The 17767-nt window shown below is 50.4% G+C and carries 17 protein-coding genes and 1 pseudogene; 17 read left to right on the top strand and 1 reads right to left on the bottom strand.

Features of this window, described 5'->3' with window-relative positions; translation table 11 throughout:
- Positions 1 to 63 precede the first annotated feature (63 nt).
- Complete coding sequence (locus A0127_RS03720; RefSeq protein WP_231855802.1) at positions 64 to 1074, top strand: hypothetical protein; 1011 nt, start codon at positions 64 to 66, stop codon at positions 1072 to 1074.
- Here the strand turns inward: A0127_RS03720 and A0127_RS03715 are convergent.
- Entirely contained in the window at positions 1045 to 1788 is a 744-nt protein-coding gene (locus A0127_RS03715) for a PH0542 domain-containing protein (protein WP_062388128.1), read from the bottom strand. The genes A0127_RS03720 and A0127_RS03715 overlap by 30 nt on opposite strands.
- 66 nt (positions 1789 to 1854) lie before the next feature.
- Here A0127_RS03715 and A0127_RS03710 point away from each other — a divergent pair, with 66 nt between their 5' ends.
- The 16 genes and pseudogenes from A0127_RS03710 to A0127_RS03635 all read left to right on the top strand — a co-directional run bounded on the left by A0127_RS03710 (position 1855) and on the right by A0127_RS03635 (position 17732).
- The gene (locus tag A0127_RS03710; RefSeq protein ID WP_156471208.1) at positions 1855 to 3132 is read left to right on the top strand and encodes an outer membrane protein assembly factor BamB family protein; all 1278 of its coding nucleotides are present in this window, start codon (positions 1855 to 1857) and stop codon (positions 3130 to 3132) included.
- Positions 3133 to 3386: 254 nt separating this feature from the next.
- Positions 3387 to 3716, top strand: coding sequence for a helix-turn-helix domain-containing protein (locus A0127_RS03705; RefSeq protein ID WP_062388125.1), 330 nt, complete (start codon positions 3387 to 3389; stop codon positions 3714 to 3716).
- A 9-nt stretch (positions 3717 to 3725) separates the two neighbouring features.
- Positions 3726 to 4682, top strand: a complete 957-nt coding sequence (locus A0127_RS03700) for a class I SAM-dependent methyltransferase (protein ID WP_062388122.1) — start codon at positions 3726 to 3728, stop codon at positions 4680 to 4682.
- 128 nt (positions 4683 to 4810) lie between these two features.
- On the top strand, positions 4811 to 5482 hold the full coding sequence (locus tag A0127_RS03695) for a flagellin (RefSeq protein WP_062388119.1): 672 nt from the start codon (positions 4811 to 4813) through the stop codon (positions 5480 to 5482).
- Positions 5483 to 5522: 40 nt separating this feature from the next.
- Positions 5523 to 5945 (top strand): annotated as a pseudogene (locus A0127_RS10895) (archaellin/type IV pilin N-terminal domain-containing protein); the annotation flags it as partial.
- Positions 5946 to 6614: 669 nt separating this feature from the next.
- On the top strand, positions 6615 to 7277 hold the full coding sequence (locus A0127_RS03685; RefSeq protein WP_062388116.1) for a flagellin: 663 nt from the start codon (positions 6615 to 6617) through the stop codon (positions 7275 to 7277).
- Between the two features lie 52 nt (positions 7278 to 7329).
- Entirely contained in the window at positions 7330 to 7986 is a 657-nt protein-coding gene (locus A0127_RS03680) for a flagellin (protein ID WP_062388114.1), read from the top strand.
- Positions 7987 to 7997: 11 nt separating this feature from the next.
- Positions 7998 to 8780: a flagellin gene (locus A0127_RS03675; protein ID WP_062388111.1), complete on the top strand. Its 783-nt coding sequence runs from the start codon at positions 7998 to 8000 to the stop codon at positions 8778 to 8780.
- A gap of 15 nt (positions 8781 to 8795) precedes the next feature.
- Entirely contained in the window at positions 8796 to 9272 is a 477-nt protein-coding gene (locus A0127_RS03670) for a flagella accessory protein C (protein ID WP_062388110.1), read from the top strand.
- A 3-nt stretch (positions 9273 to 9275) separates the two neighbouring features.
- Positions 9276 to 10670: a FlaD/FlaE family flagellar protein gene (locus A0127_RS03665; RefSeq protein ID WP_062388108.1), complete on the top strand. Its 1395-nt coding sequence runs from the start codon at positions 9276 to 9278 to the stop codon at positions 10668 to 10670.
- Between the two features lie 24 nt (positions 10671 to 10694).
- Entirely contained in the window at positions 10695 to 11156 is a 462-nt protein-coding gene (locus A0127_RS03660) for a hypothetical protein (protein ID WP_062388106.1), read from the top strand.
- Complete coding sequence (locus tag A0127_RS03655) at positions 11156 to 11629, top strand: flagellar protein G (protein WP_062388104.1); 474 nt, start codon at positions 11156 to 11158, stop codon at positions 11627 to 11629. The genes A0127_RS03660 and A0127_RS03655 overlap by 1 nt, the downstream gene beginning before the upstream one ends.
- A gap of 42 nt (positions 11630 to 11671) precedes the next feature.
- Positions 11672 to 12370 carry an ATPase domain-containing protein gene (locus A0127_RS03650; protein ID WP_062388102.1) on the top strand — a complete coding sequence of 233 codons (699 nt, stop codon included), beginning with the start codon at positions 11672 to 11674 and terminating at the stop codon, positions 12368 to 12370.
- Between the two features lies 1 nt (position 12371).
- Positions 12372 to 13994, top strand: coding sequence for a type II/IV secretion system ATPase subunit (locus A0127_RS03645; protein WP_062388100.1), 1623 nt, complete (start codon positions 12372 to 12374; stop codon positions 13992 to 13994).
- 10 nt (positions 13995 to 14004) lie between these two features.
- On the top strand, positions 14005 to 15747 hold the full coding sequence (gene flaJ / locus A0127_RS03640) for an archaellar assembly protein FlaJ (protein ID WP_062388097.1): 1743 nt from the start codon (positions 14005 to 14007) through the stop codon (positions 15745 to 15747).
- A complete protein-coding gene (locus A0127_RS03635; protein ID WP_062388095.1) occupies positions 15744 to 17732 on the top strand; it encodes a COG1361 family protein in 1989 nt (662 codons plus the stop codon). Before flaJ ends, A0127_RS03635 begins: the two co-directional genes overlap by 4 nt.
- Positions 17733 to 17767: the final 35 nt, after the last annotated feature.

Genomic DNA, 17767 nt, shown 5'->3' with positions numbered 1-17767 from the left:
GTTTTCTGGTCGGTTGTTATGCTTGGTAAATCCAAAGGGGGCAGAGGTGACTGGGATTACATAGTGCAGAATCACCCTGAGATAATTGAGGAACTGAAGAGTCTGTACAATTGGGATGAGATTAAGTCAATAATTCCTGAGGCAGAAAACCTTGGGGCTTACCATCTGATTTCTCTTCAGGCCATAGCTGCTGTTGTTAGGGAGCTTAAAATCCATAGGGGGCAATTAGGTGAAAGGATAGAGATCTTAACCTCCAAGCTCGATGATCTCAGCACTGCTCAGCGGGACCAGTACACTTCTCTTGAAAAGCGCCTGAAGGAGCTGGAGGGCAAGATTTCCACCTTAGAACAGAGAACCCTCTTTATGGACAGCATAGAGGCAATGATTCCACGCATGAATGAGCTTGAGGAGAAGCTTGAGAGGCTACCAGCCGAGCTTTATAAACGGCTAGAAGAGGCATATTCTCAGAAGCTTGATGAAGACATGAGAAAGATAGTCGCCGAAAAAGTCGATGAGTTGAAACGGGAGCTGGAGCAGGAGACGCTTTCAGTGGGGGTTGAACTTGCCAAGACTCTCAAGGAGATTCAGGAGCACTACGAACGGCTCGTGCAGGAAAACGTCAGGTTGAAGGGTCTGGCTCGGGAGAACGAGACCCTAAAGAGGCAGCTGATTGAGAAGGAAAGAGAGCTGGAAGAACTGAGAAAGAGGCTGGCTCTGATGGATGAAATGGCTACGAGAGTTGAGAAACTGGGAGAAAAAATTAACGCCTACGAGTCTCAGCTTAAAAGAATGAGGGTGGCTGAAAAGCAGCTGCTTGAGATTACCGGTGCAAAGGACGTTTCTTCGGCCCTTGAAGTAATCAAAAAAGACTTCATCCCGCGCTCAAAGTTCGAGAGGATTCTTGGTGAGGTAAAGGCCGCCGTTGCTGCTATGGACACTTTAAAGGAGGAAAACGAAAGGCTACGCAGGGAGAACGAAAAGCTCAAAGAAGCCCTTAAAATGCTTCTCCAGGAGAGAACAGCGGGTGAGAACACCGAGGAAGGGTCATCCCTTTTCGAGGAGGAGAAGCTCTGAGAGTGCCTCGTCCACCTTGCGCTTTACCAGGCCGCTCCGCTCATCAAGCTCCTTGAACTTTTCGATGACTATGGCACGAAGCTTCTTGTTCTTTTCTGCTAGCTTTGCAAGGGTTTCGACTGCACTCGCGCGCACAACATCGTCCTTATCATTCAGGAGCGCAAAGAGCTTTGGGAGAAATGGGGTCACGTACCTCAGCCCGTTATCCCCCAGGGCCGAGATGAAGTTTAAGGCGGCGAGCTTGTCGGCATTGCTCTTCGAAGTGAGCAGTACCCCAATGTCTTTGAAAACCCCGCTGAGGAGTGATGGATTTGCCCTCATAATCTCCTCGAGCACGTAGGTCATGTTTATCTTAATCTTTGGATCCCCAAGGCGGTAGTTTGCGAAAATTATTGGCACAACTTTTCTGACTTCTTCTGGGTTGATCCTTGACAGCAGGCCGAATGTTCTCGCTATTTCCTGTGTTAACGGAACAGATTCGCTCCTCCTCACCATGACCATTAATTTCGTAACAAGGGCACTCTGAAGCTCCGGTGTTTCTTCTATTATTGCCGAGAGTACCCTAAGGGCGTTTTTCTGAACGGTCCACAGGTCATCATCGAGGAGGCCGATTATTTCTTTAAGGAACTCCTTGTCGATGGCGGCCCTTGCTATTATCTCCTGCATTCGCTCTCCTGTCGCCAGAGCCTCCCTTAGGTCCAGCTCTTCCTCCATCTTCCCACCGCGGTACAAATCGTCAAAGTTTTATATTAATCTTTTCATCTGTCCCTGGTGAAAACTATGAGGCAGATAAAGGGTATTTCAGTGCTGTTGCTTGCCCTCGCAGTGCTCTTTCTTCCGGCTGTTTCAAGCTCGGAAAATCCCGTGCTGTGGAAAGGTTCGGTCTGCAGTGATATTCAGTACCAGAAGAGTATTGAGGCCGTCGCGATAACCAATACAACGGTCTATGCTGCCTGTTCCTACCGCCAGATTACAAACTCCTCAGGAGTAATCGGTGTGTACTACCTCGGAACGCTCTACGCATATTCCTTAACCGGTTCAAAACTGTGGGAAAATGCTTCTGGCTACGTTGTCAAGCTCTATCCAATCGATGGGGATGTTCTCGCGGGCAGTCTTGGGGGGTTGATTCTGTTCGACAACTCCGGCAGAATACTCTCCGTGGCCGACACCATGGGCAAGCTCTACGACTTCATGGTTAGAGATGGCGTTGTTTATGCTGCCGACGGTGACTATTTCATATCCGGCCCGAACTCTTCGGTGGAGTACAAAGGTCACCTCTATGCCATCAGACTTGGAAAAAATCTAACGTTCATGTGGAACGTCTCTATTGGTGACATGCTCTCGAGGGTGAGGGTTGGAAATGGAGTCATATACGCTTCCTCTGGGTTCCCATCAGGATATTCATTCTCGCACCAGTTTGGATCGCTCTATGCGTTCTCTCTTGACGGCAAGCCCCTATGGAACATAACAATCGGGCACTGGGTCAGGGATGTGGAGGTCTGGGACGGTAACGCTCTCTTAGGGACGGGTTTTGACAATTCAAAGGGCGAGATTTATCTGGTTTCCCCCAATGGGAAAGTTCTGATGAACATGAGTACCTTCTACGTCGAGGACATCCTCGTAGCCGGCAACACCGCCTACGTCTCCGGTTATGACGGGCAGAACGGCACCGTAATGTCAATAAAGCTTCCGTCCGGAAAGGTGCTCTGGGAACAGAGGCTCCCTTATAGGGCCAAAGCAATGGCGTATTCAAACGGCCTTCTCTTGGTTGGTGTTGGCAAGTTTGAACAGAAGATCCAGAACGGCACTACTTATATCTACAGCGTTGGTTCTCTCTACGCCCTCGATCCGGAGAGCGGAAAGGTCGTCGGAAGTGTTCCCAATACTGGTTATGTGAGGAGCATTGCCGTTCTCGGTGACAGGGCGGTTGTTGGTACTGCCAGCTCGGAGTTCTACTTGATTGACATCAATGCTATCCGAGAGAAAAAAGCCACCTGCGGGCCTGGGATGGTGGTTCTATTGGTTGTACTTCTTGGATTCCTGATTCGTAGGCTATAATCATTTTTGCTTTTTATTTACTCGACTATGAGACAATTCGTATTGTATATTCTACAATCAATTGCCGATGAGATTTTATTTTGAATGGCAACAACATAACTGAATGGTCTTCTATTGATAGAGTTTAGACCTAGATAAAGGACAAGATTTATACGAAAAAGTTATATACCCTGCAATCGCTAATTGAACTGTGGTAGCGTGCTCAATTAACATCAGCGGGCTACAATCAGTTCCAGCATTTCGGGGGTGACAGGATGAACTCGGTAGTGATTGAACCACAGGTATTGCGCTCCCTTCACCGTAGCGAGCTTAGAAAGAGGATACTGATGTACCTCAACGAGATATATCCCTCCGCAACTTACCTGTCCGAGATAGCGCGGGTGATCGGCTCCGACCCCTCCAACGTCCGCGGGGCCTTGGTGGGTCTCGGGAACAGGTACAACAACGAAAGTTCCCTCGTTTATCTTGGCCTTGTTGAGGAAATAAGCAGGAACGGCTTCAAGTACTACCGTCTAACAGAATATGGCAAAAAAGTCGTTGATTACCTCAAAGAATATCACCGCTATTACAGGCGCTTCCTGTGAGGTGGAGAGATGTCCACCCCCCTAATCCGTGCCGTTGATACCAACCTAGACCTTATGACAGAGATGTCCCTATTTTTTATAATTTCACTCGGTATAAAGCGCGGCATTTTTTCAGCTCTTTCAAAACGGCCTTCTCTCTCGGGGTTCATGGATGAAATCGGAATCCCCAACAGAAGGCTCCTCTCCCGCTTCTTAGTAACTCTTGATAGGCTCGGCATAATCAGAACTAACGACCATGTTGAGCTGGTAAGCTTCTCCCATGACCTGATCATTACTGCGGAAAGGTACTATCCCTTGGCTCCGGACTGGGCGTCCGTTCTTGAGGAGATATACAAGATGGCTGATTATGCCTTCATAACGCCCACTCATCCCCAGATCATCATGGACTTCGATAAAGATGCCGATTTTTGGGACATGAGGATGAGCACATCCTTTTCCACTCTTTACCGACAAGCGATAGCTGAAGTGGCGGGTATAACTGCGGGCATGTCGGTTCTGGATATCGGCTGTGGCTCGGTCTCTCCTGCATATTTCGGCAGGCTCGTCGGGTACGACGGCTTTTACCTGGGCCTGGACTACTCCTATGCACTCCTTGACATAGCCCGTGCTAGAATCGCTGGAGAGGCTCTTCCCGTCGTTCTAAAGGAGATGGATGCCACCCTTATACGCCCGGTGAATTCCTATGACGTTGTAATAATGAGCTTTTTCCTTGAGTACATCCGGAATAGGAAAAGGGTCATAAAAAACGCCCTTGAGGGCCTCAAGGAGGGGGGAAAGCTCGTTATCCTTGATCCATTTAGGGACCGGTTTAAGTACGTTCCTGCCCTGGAGTTTTTTGAGTCCCTCAACAAGGACTTTGTGGGATTCCCCTCAGTTTCGGAAATAAAGGAGATAGTCTCCAGCTTGGACTTCGAAGTGGATGTAAAGTCTCCGGGCAGAAGCTTCCTTATACTGGAAAAATTATGAGCTTCTTTTTTTGTTTATGTACCTACATATGTAGGTACACAGCTACTTACACTACCAACAACAAAAAAGGCCTTTATATAATCCCGTTGTAAAGATTAGCGCAAAGAACCCCAGGGGGTGCGTGGCTAATGAAGACTAGAACTAGGAAAGGTGCGGTTGGTATTGGGACTTTGATAGTGTTTATTGCCATGGTGCTCGTTGCGGCAGTGGCCGCGGCAGTGCTGATCAACACCAGCGGCTACCTCCAGCAGAAGGCTTCCAGCACTGGAAGAGCTAGCACCCAACAGGTTGCCAGTGGAATCCAGGTCGAGAGGGTTGTTGGTAAGGCCAACGGAAGCCTTGAATACATCCAGCAGTTGGCGGTATACATAACGCCCAACGCCGGTAGCGCAGGCATTGATCTCAAGAACACCAAGCTTGTTCTCAGCAATGGAACCGTTGAGGCTGTTCTAATGTATAACACCACCGCTAGTGCCTTTACTGAGGGCCCAGTTGCTGACATCTTCGACACTACCCTTAATGCTTGGGCAAATATTAAGCAGAACCAGACCAACTACGGTATCATTGTCATCCAAGATGGAGACTCCAGCCTTAGCGCCAACTATCCAACCCTCAACGAGGGTGACATCGTCGTTCTGACGGTCAAGGTCGGAACCGATGACAAAACTGGTGTCTTCGGCTACGGAATAGCCCCGGGCAAGAAGGTCACTGGTGAGGTTGTTCCTGAGTTTGGTGCCCCAGGAGTCATCGAGTTCACCACTCCCAGCACCTACACTGAGCAGGTTATGGAGCTTCAGTGATTTTATTTCTTTTCCAAATTTCTAGGATGGAGGTGAGAGAATGAGAAAGGGAAGAAAGGGTGCTGTCGGAATCGGCACCCTGATTGTGTTCATCGCGATGGTGCTAGTGGCTGCAGTGGCGGCGGCAGTGCTGATTAACACAAGTGGCTACCTCCAGCAGAAGGCTTCCAGCACCGGCAGGGAGACCACCCAGGAAGTTGCCAGTGGAATTCAGGTCACCAAGGTTGTCGGTTACATTGACGATGCCACCACGCCCGCTGAGGGTAAGATAACAAGGCTCGCTGTTTATGTCTCTCCGAACGCTGGCTCTGCTGGCATTGACCTAAGGAAGACCAGGATAATCCTCAGCGACGGCAACTCCCAGGCGGTGTTCTTCTACAGGTACGACGACTACAATGCCAACCTTTCGGCTATGATAAACACATCGCTTGTTAACGCTTACACCACCAGCAACGAGACCTACTACGTCGCCCTTAGCGACGGAACGAACACCTACATCATAAATGGCTTTCCGAGCAGTGCTATAAGCTGGGATGAAACTAACAAGAAGTTGATTCTCACGGGTGCTACTGTTAGCGTTAGTGGAAGCACCTACACAATTTCATATAGTTCAACTTCGACTGATACCGCCAACATAACCTTTACAAATGAAGTCATCAGCATTGGACCGGCATTCACTGATGGCGTTGTTGCCAACATCTTTGACAAGACCCTTGAGAGCTGGGGTAACATAACCAGTTCCACCAACTTCGGAATAATCGCTATTCAGGACGCTGACAACTCCCTTAAGCCCAAGTATCCAACGCTCAACGGCGGTGACGTTGCCGTGCTCACAGTTCCTGTTGGAGGCAACTACTACTGGGTCGACAGGGCAGTCAGCGGCGTGACCCTACAGTATGTTGATCCTAACACGGGTACTTCAACCTCTGCATCAATTACCAAGATAACCCGCCTCTACGTCTTCAGCTCAGTGTTTAGCAATGGATTCGAGCCGAGGCAGAAGGTCGAGGGCAAGGTCGTTCCTGAGTTCGGTGCCCCAGGAGTCATCGAGTTCACCACTCCAACCAGCTACACTAGCTTTGTCATCGAGCTCCAGTGATGTCCTTTCCCAATTTATCTGAGGAGGTGAGTGATGATGTTTAGGAAGAGGAAGGGTGCGGTTGGTATTGGAACCCTCATCGTGTTCATTGCCATGGTGCTCGTTGCGGCAGTGGCCGCGGCAGTGCTGATCAACACCAGCGGCTACCTCCAGCAGAAGAGCCAGGCCACAGGAAGGCAGACCACTCAGGAGGTAGCCAGCGGAATAAAGGTCACCAGCGTCGTTGGATGGGCTCAGAAGAACGCCGATAATACCTTCGACAACATAACCAAGCTCGCCATCTACGTTACTCCGAACGCTGGCTCTGCTGGCATTGACCTAAGGAAGACCAGGATAACCCTCAGCGACGGCAGGATTGAGGCTACCCTCGAGTACAACGAGAGTGTCTACACCAACACCCCTGTTGAGGACGTGTTCAGCGACACAACGATAAATTGGGCCAATCTTAAAGCCACTGGCTTTGGCATAATCGTCATCCAGGATAGCGATGGCTCAGTCAAGCAGAACTTCCCGACCCTCAACAAGGGTGACATAGTTGTCCTTGCAGTCAACGCTGGTGCCGTGTTCAGCGATACCAACGGAATAGCGCCCGGCACCAAGGTCACTGGTGAGGTTGTTCCTGAGTTTGGTGCCCCAGGAGTCATCGAGTTCACCACTCCCAGCACCTACACCCAGAGCGTCATGGAGCTCCAGTGACTTCTTAATCAATTTCCTTTTCGTTCTTTGAAGATTTTTCGGAGGTGATGGTATGCGTAGGGGAGCAATAGGCATCGGCACACTCATCGTCTTCATTGCAATGGTGCTGGTGGCCGCAGTGGCTGCGGGGGTTATCATAGGTACAGCGGGCTACCTCGAGCAGAGGGCTCAAGCCGCCGGAAGGCAGACCACCCAGGAAGTTGCAAGTGGTCTGAAGGTCGTCAATGTCTACGGCTACACTAACGCAACTCCTCCGAGCAGTGGCACAATCCAGAGGATGGTCATATTGATCTCCCCAAATGCCGGCAGTGAGGGCATTGATCTGAGCAACGTCAAAATAGTCCTTAGTGACGGTAGGAGGTTGGTTGTGTATAACTATTCAGGTAGCTTCCAGAATGCGGAGAGTGTTAAGGACCTCTTCAACACTACAGAGGTTCCAATATGGAACAACATAACGAACAATGCCAGCTTTGCCATAGCAGTTATCAACGACATAGGCAGTGAAATGCAGAACAGCCACCCGACACTCGAGTTCGGGGACATGGTGGCACTGTGCATCTGGACGACGATGTTCGAGTACGAGGGCAAGAACGGCATAGGACCAAGCACCAAGATAACAGGAAAGGTCATCCCCGAGAGGGGCGCCGCCGGTGTGCTCGACTTCACCACGCCGGCTACCTTCAGCTACAACGTGATGCAGCTCCAGTGAGGTGATGCGAGATGAGGAGGGGAGCAATAGGCATTGGAACCCTGATTGTGTTCATATCTATGGTGCTAGTAGCTGCAGTAGCCGCTGGGGTGCTCATAAGCACGAGCGGTTACCTTCAGCAGAAGGCAATGAGCACCGGCAGGCAGACAACCCAGGAGGTCGCGAGCGGAATAAAGGTTCTCAACGTCTATGGCTACACACCGGCGAATCCACCCGGAAGTGGGAACATAACAAGAATTGTCATTTACGTTAGCCCGAACGCTGGCAGCTCTGGAATAGACCTTGCCCATGTGAGAGTTGTCCTCAGCGACGGGAAGAGGATGGCGGTTTACAGGTACGTTGATCCTGAGGGAGATGGTATTACTGATAACTACTTCCTCTACAGTGGTGACGTAGAGAATGTATTCGCGGACGTTGGGGAGAATTCAACGGGCTCGGTAGCTAACCTAACTGGCATTCCAGCGACAGCCAATGATATAGTCACGCTATGGAAGAACCTCTACTATTATATGACGCAGGTCACTCCTAAAAAGATGCTATTTGGCATCATCGTTGTCAGCGATGCCGACAAGAGTCTCAGCGGTAGCTGGCAGCATCCGACTCTCAGCTGGGGTGACATAGCGGGAATAGCCCTCTGGACAATTCCTTTTGACGACGATGCTAACACACCCGGATACGGAATTCCCCCGGGAACCAAGGTGACTGGAAAGGTCATTCCAGAGAATGGCGCGGGAGGGGTCATTGACTTCACGTCTCCATCAACGTACACAAGCAACCTGATGGAGCTCCAGTAAAGGGGGTGGGACTGCATGGCACTCGACTTCCTTTCATCTTTGTTCAAGAAGAAAAAGGATGAAAGCTCCACCCCCGAGGAAGAGCACATTGACCTGGAAGAGCTTGAAGAGAGCGTCGAGAACAGAGAGGAGAACGAACAGCTGAACCAGCTCATGGAGAGAGTTAATGAGATAGAGAACGACCTTCCGAGGATAAAGATCGGCATTGACACCCTCAAGAAGCAGATGCAGGAGCTGAGGGACGAAATAGACAGGCTCGACAAGACGATAAAGGACGTCATGATGCTCTACGAAGTCATAAGCCAGGAAATAAACCCGTTCAAGGAGCAGATGAGCCAGGAAAACCCGCTCTCCAGTGAGATCCAGGACATCAGGAAGGAGATTGAGGATCTCAAGCTTGAAATTGCTCAGATCAAAAACGACATTAAGGTGCTCGCGGGATATGGTGTTGATCTGGACTCGATCATATACGAGGTCCTCGCGGAGGTGTGATGCATGGAGATGGCAAGACTCGTCACAGAGGCCGACATCAACGCCAAGCTGTCCGAGCTGAAGGGCAAGGTTCCCAGCGTCATAATCAATGATCTCAGGGAGAAGCTGATAGCCAGGAAGGACAACCTCACCTACGAGCAGCTGGAGAAGATAGTCCAGAAGGTGCTGGAAACCTACGGCAACCAGGTGACCAAGTACGAGGAGCTTAGCAAGAGGGTGGACGAGCTTGGCAAGAGGCTGACTGACCTCAGCATGCAGCTCAGCAGACTCGTTGAGACCCTTGAAACCGCTAAGTTCGACGTTCACGAGAAAAAGGCTGAGAAAGTCTCCGAAAAGGTCGAAGAAGTCCACGAGAAGATTGGAAAACTTGAGGAGCTTCTTGAGGGCGGGGAGGAGAAGGAGGAAACTCCGTCAGAGGTCGTCCAGAAACTTGATGAGCTCCGTAAGAAGATTGAGGAGCTAGAGGAGAAAGTTGAGGCTAAGACCGCTGTTGAAAAGCTTGAAGAGGCCCAAGAAAGGCTCGAAGAGCTCCAGGAAAAAATACGGGCTGGTGAAGAGGTCAGTGAGGAGGAGCTTGCGGAGGCCGAGAGGGCAGTGGCCGAGGCTCAGGAGGAGGTTGCCCGCGCTGCAGAGGAGGCCGCAGAAGAAGTCTCCATTCCCGCGGAGATAGAGGAGGTTCCCGCAGAGGAGACGGTTGAAGTTCCTGCAGAGATAGTTCCTGAAGAGGCTCAGCCAGAGATTGTGGAAGAAGCCCCCGAGGTTGGTGGTGAGGAGGTAGCACCTGAAGTGGAGGAGGCACCTTCAGAGGTACAGCCCGAAGAAGTTGGGCCAGCCGAAGAAACAGCCCCTGAAATGACGGGGGCTGGTGAAGCCCTTCCGCAGGAGGAAGCCCCTGAAGAGGTTTCGGTTGAAGAGGTTCCCGCTCACGAAGTTGTTGAAGAAGAAAAGAAGGAGGAAGGTGGTGTTGAGATGACAAGCCAGCTCCAGATTCCCGAGGATATAGCAAACCTCCTCTTCGAGGAGGAGCCAAAGAAAGCTAGGCTTGAGAAGCTCCCAGAGGACATCGTTTCAACAATGATAGCGCTCAAGTGGCTTGGCTTCCTGATCGACAGGGTCGGAATACAGAACCTTGAGAGAGTACTGGAGTTCTACTACGAGATAGGCTGGATAAGCGAGGAGGTTCTCAACCAGCTCCTGAACTACGCAAGGGGAACTAGGCCACACCACAGAGACCCCGAGTGGAAGCCAGCCGAAAAGCTCACTGTCCAGGATCACCTCATAAGCCTGCTCTTCATCGAGAGACTCAGGGGCCTCAAGATAAACAGGGCCGTCCTCGACAAGCTTGAAAGAGAAATCAAGATGCTGGAAAAGACCCTCGACGAGTTTTACGGAATTTGAGGTACAGAGATCGGGGGGCGGCCTATGGGGTTCAGCGTGTCAGCGAGTGCAGCGATCATCTTTATCTCATTTTTAATAGCTGCCAGCACACTCTACACTGCGTGGGACAACACTTACACAGCTGTCCAGGCCGCCCGGGAGGATTGGTATAATCTAAAGCTCTCTTGGGTTCATTCACGTGTGGAGATAGTGTCGATAACAAGTGATGGTGTGAATGTGACGGTTGATTACATTAACAACGGTACGACTCTCTCTGCTAGGCATCTCGACATATTTCGCGATGGGGTGTACAGCTCAACACTTGATGAGGACTACCTCCTTCCGGGGGAGGTCAATGGGATAGTACATTCTGATGTTTCCGATGGTGACCATGTGTTTGAATATGTCTTTGATAACGGCTGTATACTGAGGTTCAACTTCACGAAGTCCGGGACGAGTGTAACCCTCAACAGCCAACAGTGGTACTGTCCAACGGAGGTGGGCTGATGGCGGCAGGGGGGCCAGCGAGCGAGCTGATAATGTTCATCGTGGCAGTGCTCGTCGCAGGGAGCGTCGCAGGGGCGCTCGCTTATGTGACCACCGACATAGCCCACGGTATGAACGACAGGGGGGCGATGCTCGCCGACCAGCTCAGGACTGACTTCGCGATAATCAACGATCCCACCAATATACCTGTGGCGGGAACTGGACCCTACAACTACACGTTTTACGTCAAGAATATAGGTAAGACCTCCATCCCATTTACCTCAAGCGCGATCCAGGTCTTCATTGATGGTGGCATCATCCCCCCGGCAAACCTGACGTTTACAGATGTAAACGGCAACTCAATAACGACTCTCAACCCCTACGAGGTCGGAGTGATAACAGTCACTCTAGGGAATCAGCTCACAACTGGAACACACAAAATCCTCATCGTGCTTGAGAACGGAAAGAAGAGATCGCTGGTCTTTGAGACCTGATTATAGAGCCAGCTAAAATAACGCCTCCCGGTGGTGGTCACGTTGGTCGAGGAACTCCTCAAGATAGAGCTCAAAGGCGATGAGCTGCACAGGCGCCTTGGCGGTGGAATCCCCGCCGGGACAATAATGTTAGTTGAGGGTGACAGGGGGAGCGGTAAGTCTATATTCGTCCAGAGACTTCTCTATGGCTTTCTGATGAATGGCTACACAGCCAGCTACATCTCAAGTCAGTACACCACCGTTGAGTATATCAAACAGATGGAATCCCTAGGCTATAGCATAATCCCTTTTCTAATCAGAAAAAAGCTGGTCTTTGTATCCCTCTACCCTCTACTCTCAGGTGTGAGTGAGAAGAGGAAGTTTTTGAGCAGGCTTTTCGGCGAGCCTAGGCTGTGGGAGCCCAACGTCATGATTATCGATGCATTTTCATCGCTGCTCTCCCGAGAGCAGGATCCCGATGCCGTGAGGGATTTCCTCCTCTATGTCAAGAAGATGGCCTCCCTAGATAAGGTGATAATTCTCACCGCCAACACGGAGGAAATAGACAGGGACTCTCTCTTTGTCCTAGAGGAAGCTGCCACCATGCTGATCCGCCTCAACGTTAAGGTGTTTGGTGGTGACCTGAAAAACTCCGCGACTATTGTGAAGTACAACAACGCTAAGGGAGTCTTCCAGAAGATAATACCCTTCCGCGTCGAGCCGAAGGCCGGGCTTATAGTAGAAATAGCGGCGGTGGTGTGATATGGCGCAGACGGTTATCAGCGACACCTTCGAAGACGCAATGGCGAGGAACCCCCACCTCAGGAAGTACATTGAGCAGTTCAGGAAGAAGTATGGCAGGATTCCGGAGTTTCACGCCCAGCTCAGCAGGGACATGAAGGACATACCGTACCCCAACATACTCTACCCGGTCGGTGACCCAATATTCGTCCACATCTTCACCGACCCTGTCACCGCCGAGAAGCGTTACATCGTCATAGAGCCCAGGATAGAGAGTGTTGATGAGGAAGAGAAGTACAAACTCATCAAGGACAAGATACTAGAGCTTGCACCGACGAGGGACATCCCAGAGGACCAGGAAGAGTTTGAGAGATTCCTAGATGCCCTTTTTGACGAAGCCGTCCTCAGCCTTGCAAAGGGTAAGAGAACAAAGTTCACCATAACCAAGGACGAGATGGAGAAGTTCCGATACCTCATAAAGCGCGACATCATTGGTATAGGCCCTCTGGAACCTCTGGCGAGGGATCCCTACATTGAGGATATCCACATCATAGGTGCTCACAACGTTTCCCTCGTCCACAAGATATTCGAGATGATGCAGACAAACATAGACTTTGGCGATGATGTCAAGCTGGCGGACTACTTCAAAAACATGGCTGAGCGCATAGGAAGGCCGGTGAGTGACCGCAATCCAATAGTGGATGGTGCTCTGCCTGACGGTTCCCGTATCAACATAATATACTCCCCGGACATTTCGATAAAGGGTCCGAGTGCGACCATCCGTAAGTTCTCCGCGACCCCGATAAGCATAACACAGCTAATAGCATGGGGTACCCTGAGCGCGGAGGTTGCTGCATATCTGTGGATAGCCCTTGAGTACGGAATGAGTGTCTTCGTCTGTGGCGAGACGGCCTCTGGTAAGACAACGCTCCTAAACGCGATAATTCCTTTCATCAAGCCAGGATCAAAGATTTACACCGCTGAGGATACCCCCGAAGTCCAGGTTCCCCACCCTGTCTGGCAGAGGCTCATAACTAGGGAGCGCGGCCCGGAGGAGAGCAGGGTCACGCTCTTCGACCTCCTGAAGGCAGCCCTGCGTTCGAGGCCGAACTACATCATCGTCGGTGAGATCCGTGGTGCCGAAGGTGCTATAGCCTTCCAGGCAATGCAGACTGGCCACCCGGTTATGTCTACCTTCCACGCCGGTGACATAAAGAAGATGATCCAGCGTTTTACTGGCCACCCAATCAACGTGCCGATAACCTTCATTGACAACCTGAACATAGCAGTCTTCCAGCAGGCTGTTTACATTAAAGGGAAGTTCCTCAGGAGGACCGTGAGCGTCGTTGAGATCGAGGGCTACTACGAGGAGCTTGGTGGTGTCGCGACTAGGAACGTCTTTGAGTGGGATCCCGTCTCAGACAGGCACATATTCCGTGGATTCAACAACTCGTACATCTTAGAGAGGAAGATAGCGGAAATAGCTGGTTATGAGGATCCAAAGGACATTTACAACGAGCTGTTCCTGAGGGCGAGAATACTCCAAAGAATGGTCGAGCTCGGAATAACGAACTACTGGGACGTCTACAGGGAGATCAAGGCCTTCTATCTTAAGGGTCTCGAGGGCCTCAGCTTCAGAATTTGAGGTGATGACAATGCCGGAAGAGAAAGCCAGTATCTTCACCAAGGCCGATCTAAACATGGAATCCTACATCAAGGGTATTCTCCTGCCCTATCTTGGAATCTCGGCAGTGCTCTTCATAGTCATAGGTTTTATAACGAGAATTCTCCCAGTCGCCAGAAGCCTCCGGGTTCTCATGTTTTTGATACCCATAGTTCTCGTAGTCTACGCCGTGGCTTATCCATACATAGTGGCAGACTCCAAGAAGATTTCGATAAACTCAAAGATGCCGTACTTCATCACCTATTTTGCAGTCCTGTCCACGAGCGAGATGGGCAGGAGCGATCTTATATCTATACTTTCCAAGGATCCAAAACTCGGTGCTATAGCCAGTGAGCTGAAAAAGGTTCATACACTTGTGAACAAACTTCATCTTGCGATGCCGGAAGCCTTTCGCTTTCTGGCTAGGAGGACACCCAGCAGAATGTTTGCGGACTTCTTGGACAGACTTGCGTACTCCCTTGACAGTGGTGTTGATTTAAAGGACTACCTCTTCCAGGAGCAGAAAACGGTTATGGATGATTATGAGACCTTCTACGAGGGAGCGCTCTATGATCTCGACGTCTTTAAAGAGATATACGAGTCCATTATAATCTCCGTCGTCTTCATAGCGTCGTTTATTATCATCGGCCCGATCATTACGGGAATGGATATAGGTAGAATGGGCCTCTACGCACTCCTCATGATAATAGCCGCTGAAGTTGGCGTTCTGCTTGTCATTAAGTTCAGAATGCCTGAAGATCCAATCTGGGCCGACAGCAAGGGAATAAGGGATCCTAAAAGGGAGCACATCAAAATGGCAGCAATATACTCGGGCATTGGAACCGTTATACTGACGCTGGCTTATTTCCTTTTCATCAGGCAGAGGTTCACTATTCCTGAGCCGTTTGTGGTGGCGATAGTTCTCACACCTTTCTACTACCTGGGAATGGTTGTCGATAAAGAAGAAAAGCGCATCTTCAGGAAGGATGAGAACTTTCCTGCCTTCATCAGGAGTCTCAGCTCTTCACTTGCCGCGAGCGGTGCATCTCTGGTTCTCGTTCTTAAGTACCTTAGCGCCCACGACTTCGGTTCTCTCACAGATGACATTAAGGCCCTTTATAGAAGGCTTGCCATTAGGGTTGATAGAGACAGGGCATGGGACTTCTTCATTGCCGGGACCGGGAGCTGGCTTATAGGAATATTCTCGGAGATATTCAGGGAGAGCCTTCGTATGGGTGCCGAGCCGGACTATGTGGGCTTGGTTATAAGCAGGAACTTCGAGAGGATCGTCAGGCTCAGGAGAAAGAGACAGCAGAGCATAGCTAGCTTTATAGGCATAATCTACGGCCTCACTGGGGCTTTTGCATTCGCTCTCGCGGCGTCCTTCCAGGTGGCGGTCTCAATAAACAACCTGTTTTCACAGATGGACTTAGGAGCGGCTTCGAACTACATTGGGGACATAATACACGTGATACCCCCGACGGGCATGACATTTCTGATGTACATAATGCTAACCATGATGATCCTTCACTCACTGCTATCCTCGCTGGTAATCAAGCTGGCGGATGGAGGACACGTACTCGGCTCTGCTCGATACTTTGTGATTCTCGCATGGATATTCGCCGTTGGGATGTACCTTGGCCAGACGTTGATGGCGAGAATGATGGGAACAGGCGGTGAGAGTAGTGCAGGGGCTGCCCAACTTGTGGGGTATTTACTGGGGGTGATGCCATGAAGAAGGAGTTTCTGTTTTTCATTATCCTTTCTCTGGTTTCTGCGAGTGTTCCAGTAAGTTCGCTGTCTGCCGAAGCACTGGTAAAGCTCCCGGGGTCTGTCACTGTGGATGACATCAGCTTGAGGTTTGGGGATCTCTCCATTGATGGCAAGCTGCTGGTTGATGTCTACGTCGACGGCTCTTACTATAGATCAATGATCCTTCTGCCTGGGGAAAACACATCTATTGGCGACCTTAAATTTGAGTACAAAGGTGCATACATTGGCTCTGAGTCTTTTGTGGTGATCGACTTGGAGTACCCGTATCTGCTCGCTGGTGATGAATTGACCCTTGGTGGCTATCGCTTTAGGGTTTTGAGCGTCGATCAGAAGGGATTTAAAATTAATGCCACTTACAAGGGAGAAAGCAAAATCTTCACCCAGCCGAGTTTCAAGATAGGCCATCTCCAGGTAAAGGTCAATTCCACCCCGATGGTGTTTGATGGTGTTCTAAACCCCGGCGAGAACGTTACGGTCAATGGGCACTACGTTAAGCTAGTCAAAATCTGGGCCTCGAACTCCAGTGGAAAGGTTGTCTCCGGCGCGGTGTTTGAGATCGACGGGGAATCCTACAGCCTAGAGTCTGGAGAATCCAAGGTTATACAGCCCTTTGTGGTGAACCTAAAAAGCGCTACTATAGTGGGGGAGCTGGGTGAAGGGAGCTGTGACAACTGCAATGGGTACGCGGAGGTCTCGATAGGCCTTCTAGCAGTCTCTATGGAGGTCAAAACCGTTCCCGACGCCCAGATAAAGCTCAGCCCCGGACAAACGGCTTCGGTTGGGCCTTACATTTTGAGGTATGATTATCCGCTGGGGGACGCTGTTAAGGTATCGCTCCTCAACAGCTGTGGGCAGAAGCTGGCAGAGGGGCGCCTTACATCGGGTGGGGTATCCTACGTTCTGACGTACCATGGTGTGATTGTTGGACTAGATAACATCTCCAGCGAAAGCGCCGAATTTGTTGTGTTCCTGGACCCAAGCGAGTTCCCAGATGTGACTAAGACTGCAAACCTGCTCATGTCTCTAGAAGTAGAGAATAGGAGCGTCAAGCAGTACGTTCCATTTGACGTGGTGCTCAGGGTAAAAAACACCGGAAGTGTCCCACTCAAGAATGCAGTCATAACTTTCGAGCCTTCAAAAGGTCTCAAATTGCTCTCAAAGGGAACTGTCTCCATTAACTCGATAGCTCCGGGGGAGGAGGCGGTTTTCAAGTTCAGAGTGGTTTCCATTCAAAGCGGGACCGTTGAGCTTGGGAGGGCTTACGCAACCGTGCTTGCGCCTTTTGAACTGGCGTGTAGCCACTGTGCGATTTTAACTTTCACATCAAACACCGGCAACGTTACTGTGGAACCTTCTATTATTCAGTATGAGCTCCTTCCCACTAGTCCGGAAAGTGTCCCCGTTGGAGTTCCTTTCAACCTCTCCTTAACCGTTAGGAACACAGGCGATGTCAGTGTTCCCGCTAACCTAAGCCTTGATGTACCTTCTGGAATCGGGGTTGAGCTCTCTGAGGGCATGAAGCTGAAGAACGGCGCAGTTGTTGTTCCCGTTAATCTTGCCCCGGGAAGTGGGAAGACGCTTGTATTCAAACTGGTTCCAGCATCCCCAGGTAATTATTCCTTCACTGCATTAGTCGGGACTCCTTATGGGGGATATTCTCCTGTTAAGTTCTCGATTGAGGTTGTGCCTTCAGGCGAGGCTGTGATAACAAGAACTGAATGTGCCAATGAGACCGTTTCCGCTACCGTAATCCCAACTGGAAACCATACTGCGGTGACTATCACCAGCGTAACAACAGTTACAGAATATAAGACAAAAACAGTAACCTCCACAGTAGAGGTCCCTTACACGCCTTTCACAACAAAGCTTCTGTGGTTTGGGGTTGGTGTTGCCATAGGAGCTGGAGCAATCATAGCGGTTGCTTGGTACATGGCCAGATCTTCATGATGCTTTTTAATACTCTGCTTTGATGTTTTTAACGG

Source organism: Thermococcus peptonophilus, assembly GCF_001592435.1.
GTDB classification, from domain to species: Archaea; Methanobacteriota_B; Thermococci; order Thermococcales; family Thermococcaceae; genus Thermococcus; species Thermococcus peptonophilus.
The sequence above is the reverse complement of the archived record's forward strand: the minus strand, read 5'-3'. Positions and strand labels throughout refer to the sequence as shown.

Excerpts from the sequence above, each read along its gene's own strand:
- A0127_RS03715 (WP_062388128.1), bottom strand. The coding sequence starts at position 1,788 with ATGGAGGAAGAGCTGGACCTAAGGGAGGCTCTGGCGACAGGAGAGCGA.
- A0127_RS03710 (WP_156471208.1), top strand. The coding sequence starts at position 1,855 with ATGAGGCAGATAAAGGGTATTTCAGTGCTGTTGCTTGCCCTCGCAGTG.
- A0127_RS03705 (WP_062388125.1), top strand. The coding sequence starts at position 3,387 with ATGAACTCGGTAGTGATTGAACCACAGGTATTGCGCTCCCTTCACCGT.
- A0127_RS03700 (WP_062388122.1), top strand. The coding sequence starts at position 3,726 with ATGTCCACCCCCCTAATCCGTGCCGTTGATACCAACCTAGACCTTATG.
- A0127_RS03695 (WP_062388119.1), top strand. The coding sequence starts at position 4,811 with ATGAAGACTAGAACTAGGAAAGGTGCGGTTGGTATTGGGACTTTGATA.
- A0127_RS03685 (WP_062388116.1), top strand. The coding sequence starts at position 6,615 with ATGATGTTTAGGAAGAGGAAGGGTGCGGTTGGTATTGGAACCCTCATC.
- A0127_RS03680 (WP_062388114.1), top strand. The coding sequence starts at position 7,330 with ATGCGTAGGGGAGCAATAGGCATCGGCACACTCATCGTCTTCATTGCA.
- A0127_RS03675 (WP_062388111.1), top strand. The coding sequence starts at position 7,998 with ATGAGGAGGGGAGCAATAGGCATTGGAACCCTGATTGTGTTCATATCT.
- A0127_RS03670 (WP_062388110.1), top strand. The coding sequence starts at position 8,796 with ATGGCACTCGACTTCCTTTCATCTTTGTTCAAGAAGAAAAAGGATGAA.
- A0127_RS03665 (WP_062388108.1), top strand. The coding sequence starts at position 9,276 with ATGGAGATGGCAAGACTCGTCACAGAGGCCGACATCAACGCCAAGCTG.
- A0127_RS03660 (WP_062388106.1), top strand. The coding sequence starts at position 10,695 with ATGGGGTTCAGCGTGTCAGCGAGTGCAGCGATCATCTTTATCTCATTT.
- A0127_RS03655 (WP_062388104.1), top strand. The coding sequence starts at position 11,156 with ATGGCGGCAGGGGGGCCAGCGAGCGAGCTGATAATGTTCATCGTGGCA.
- A0127_RS03645 (WP_062388100.1), top strand. The coding sequence starts at position 12,372 with ATGGCGCAGACGGTTATCAGCGACACCTTCGAAGACGCAATGGCGAGG.
- flaJ (WP_062388097.1), top strand. The coding sequence starts at position 14,005 with ATGCCGGAAGAGAAAGCCAGTATCTTCACCAAGGCCGATCTAAACATG.
- A0127_RS03635 (WP_062388095.1), top strand. The coding sequence starts at position 15,744 with ATGAAGAAGGAGTTTCTGTTTTTCATTATCCTTTCTCTGGTTTCTGCG.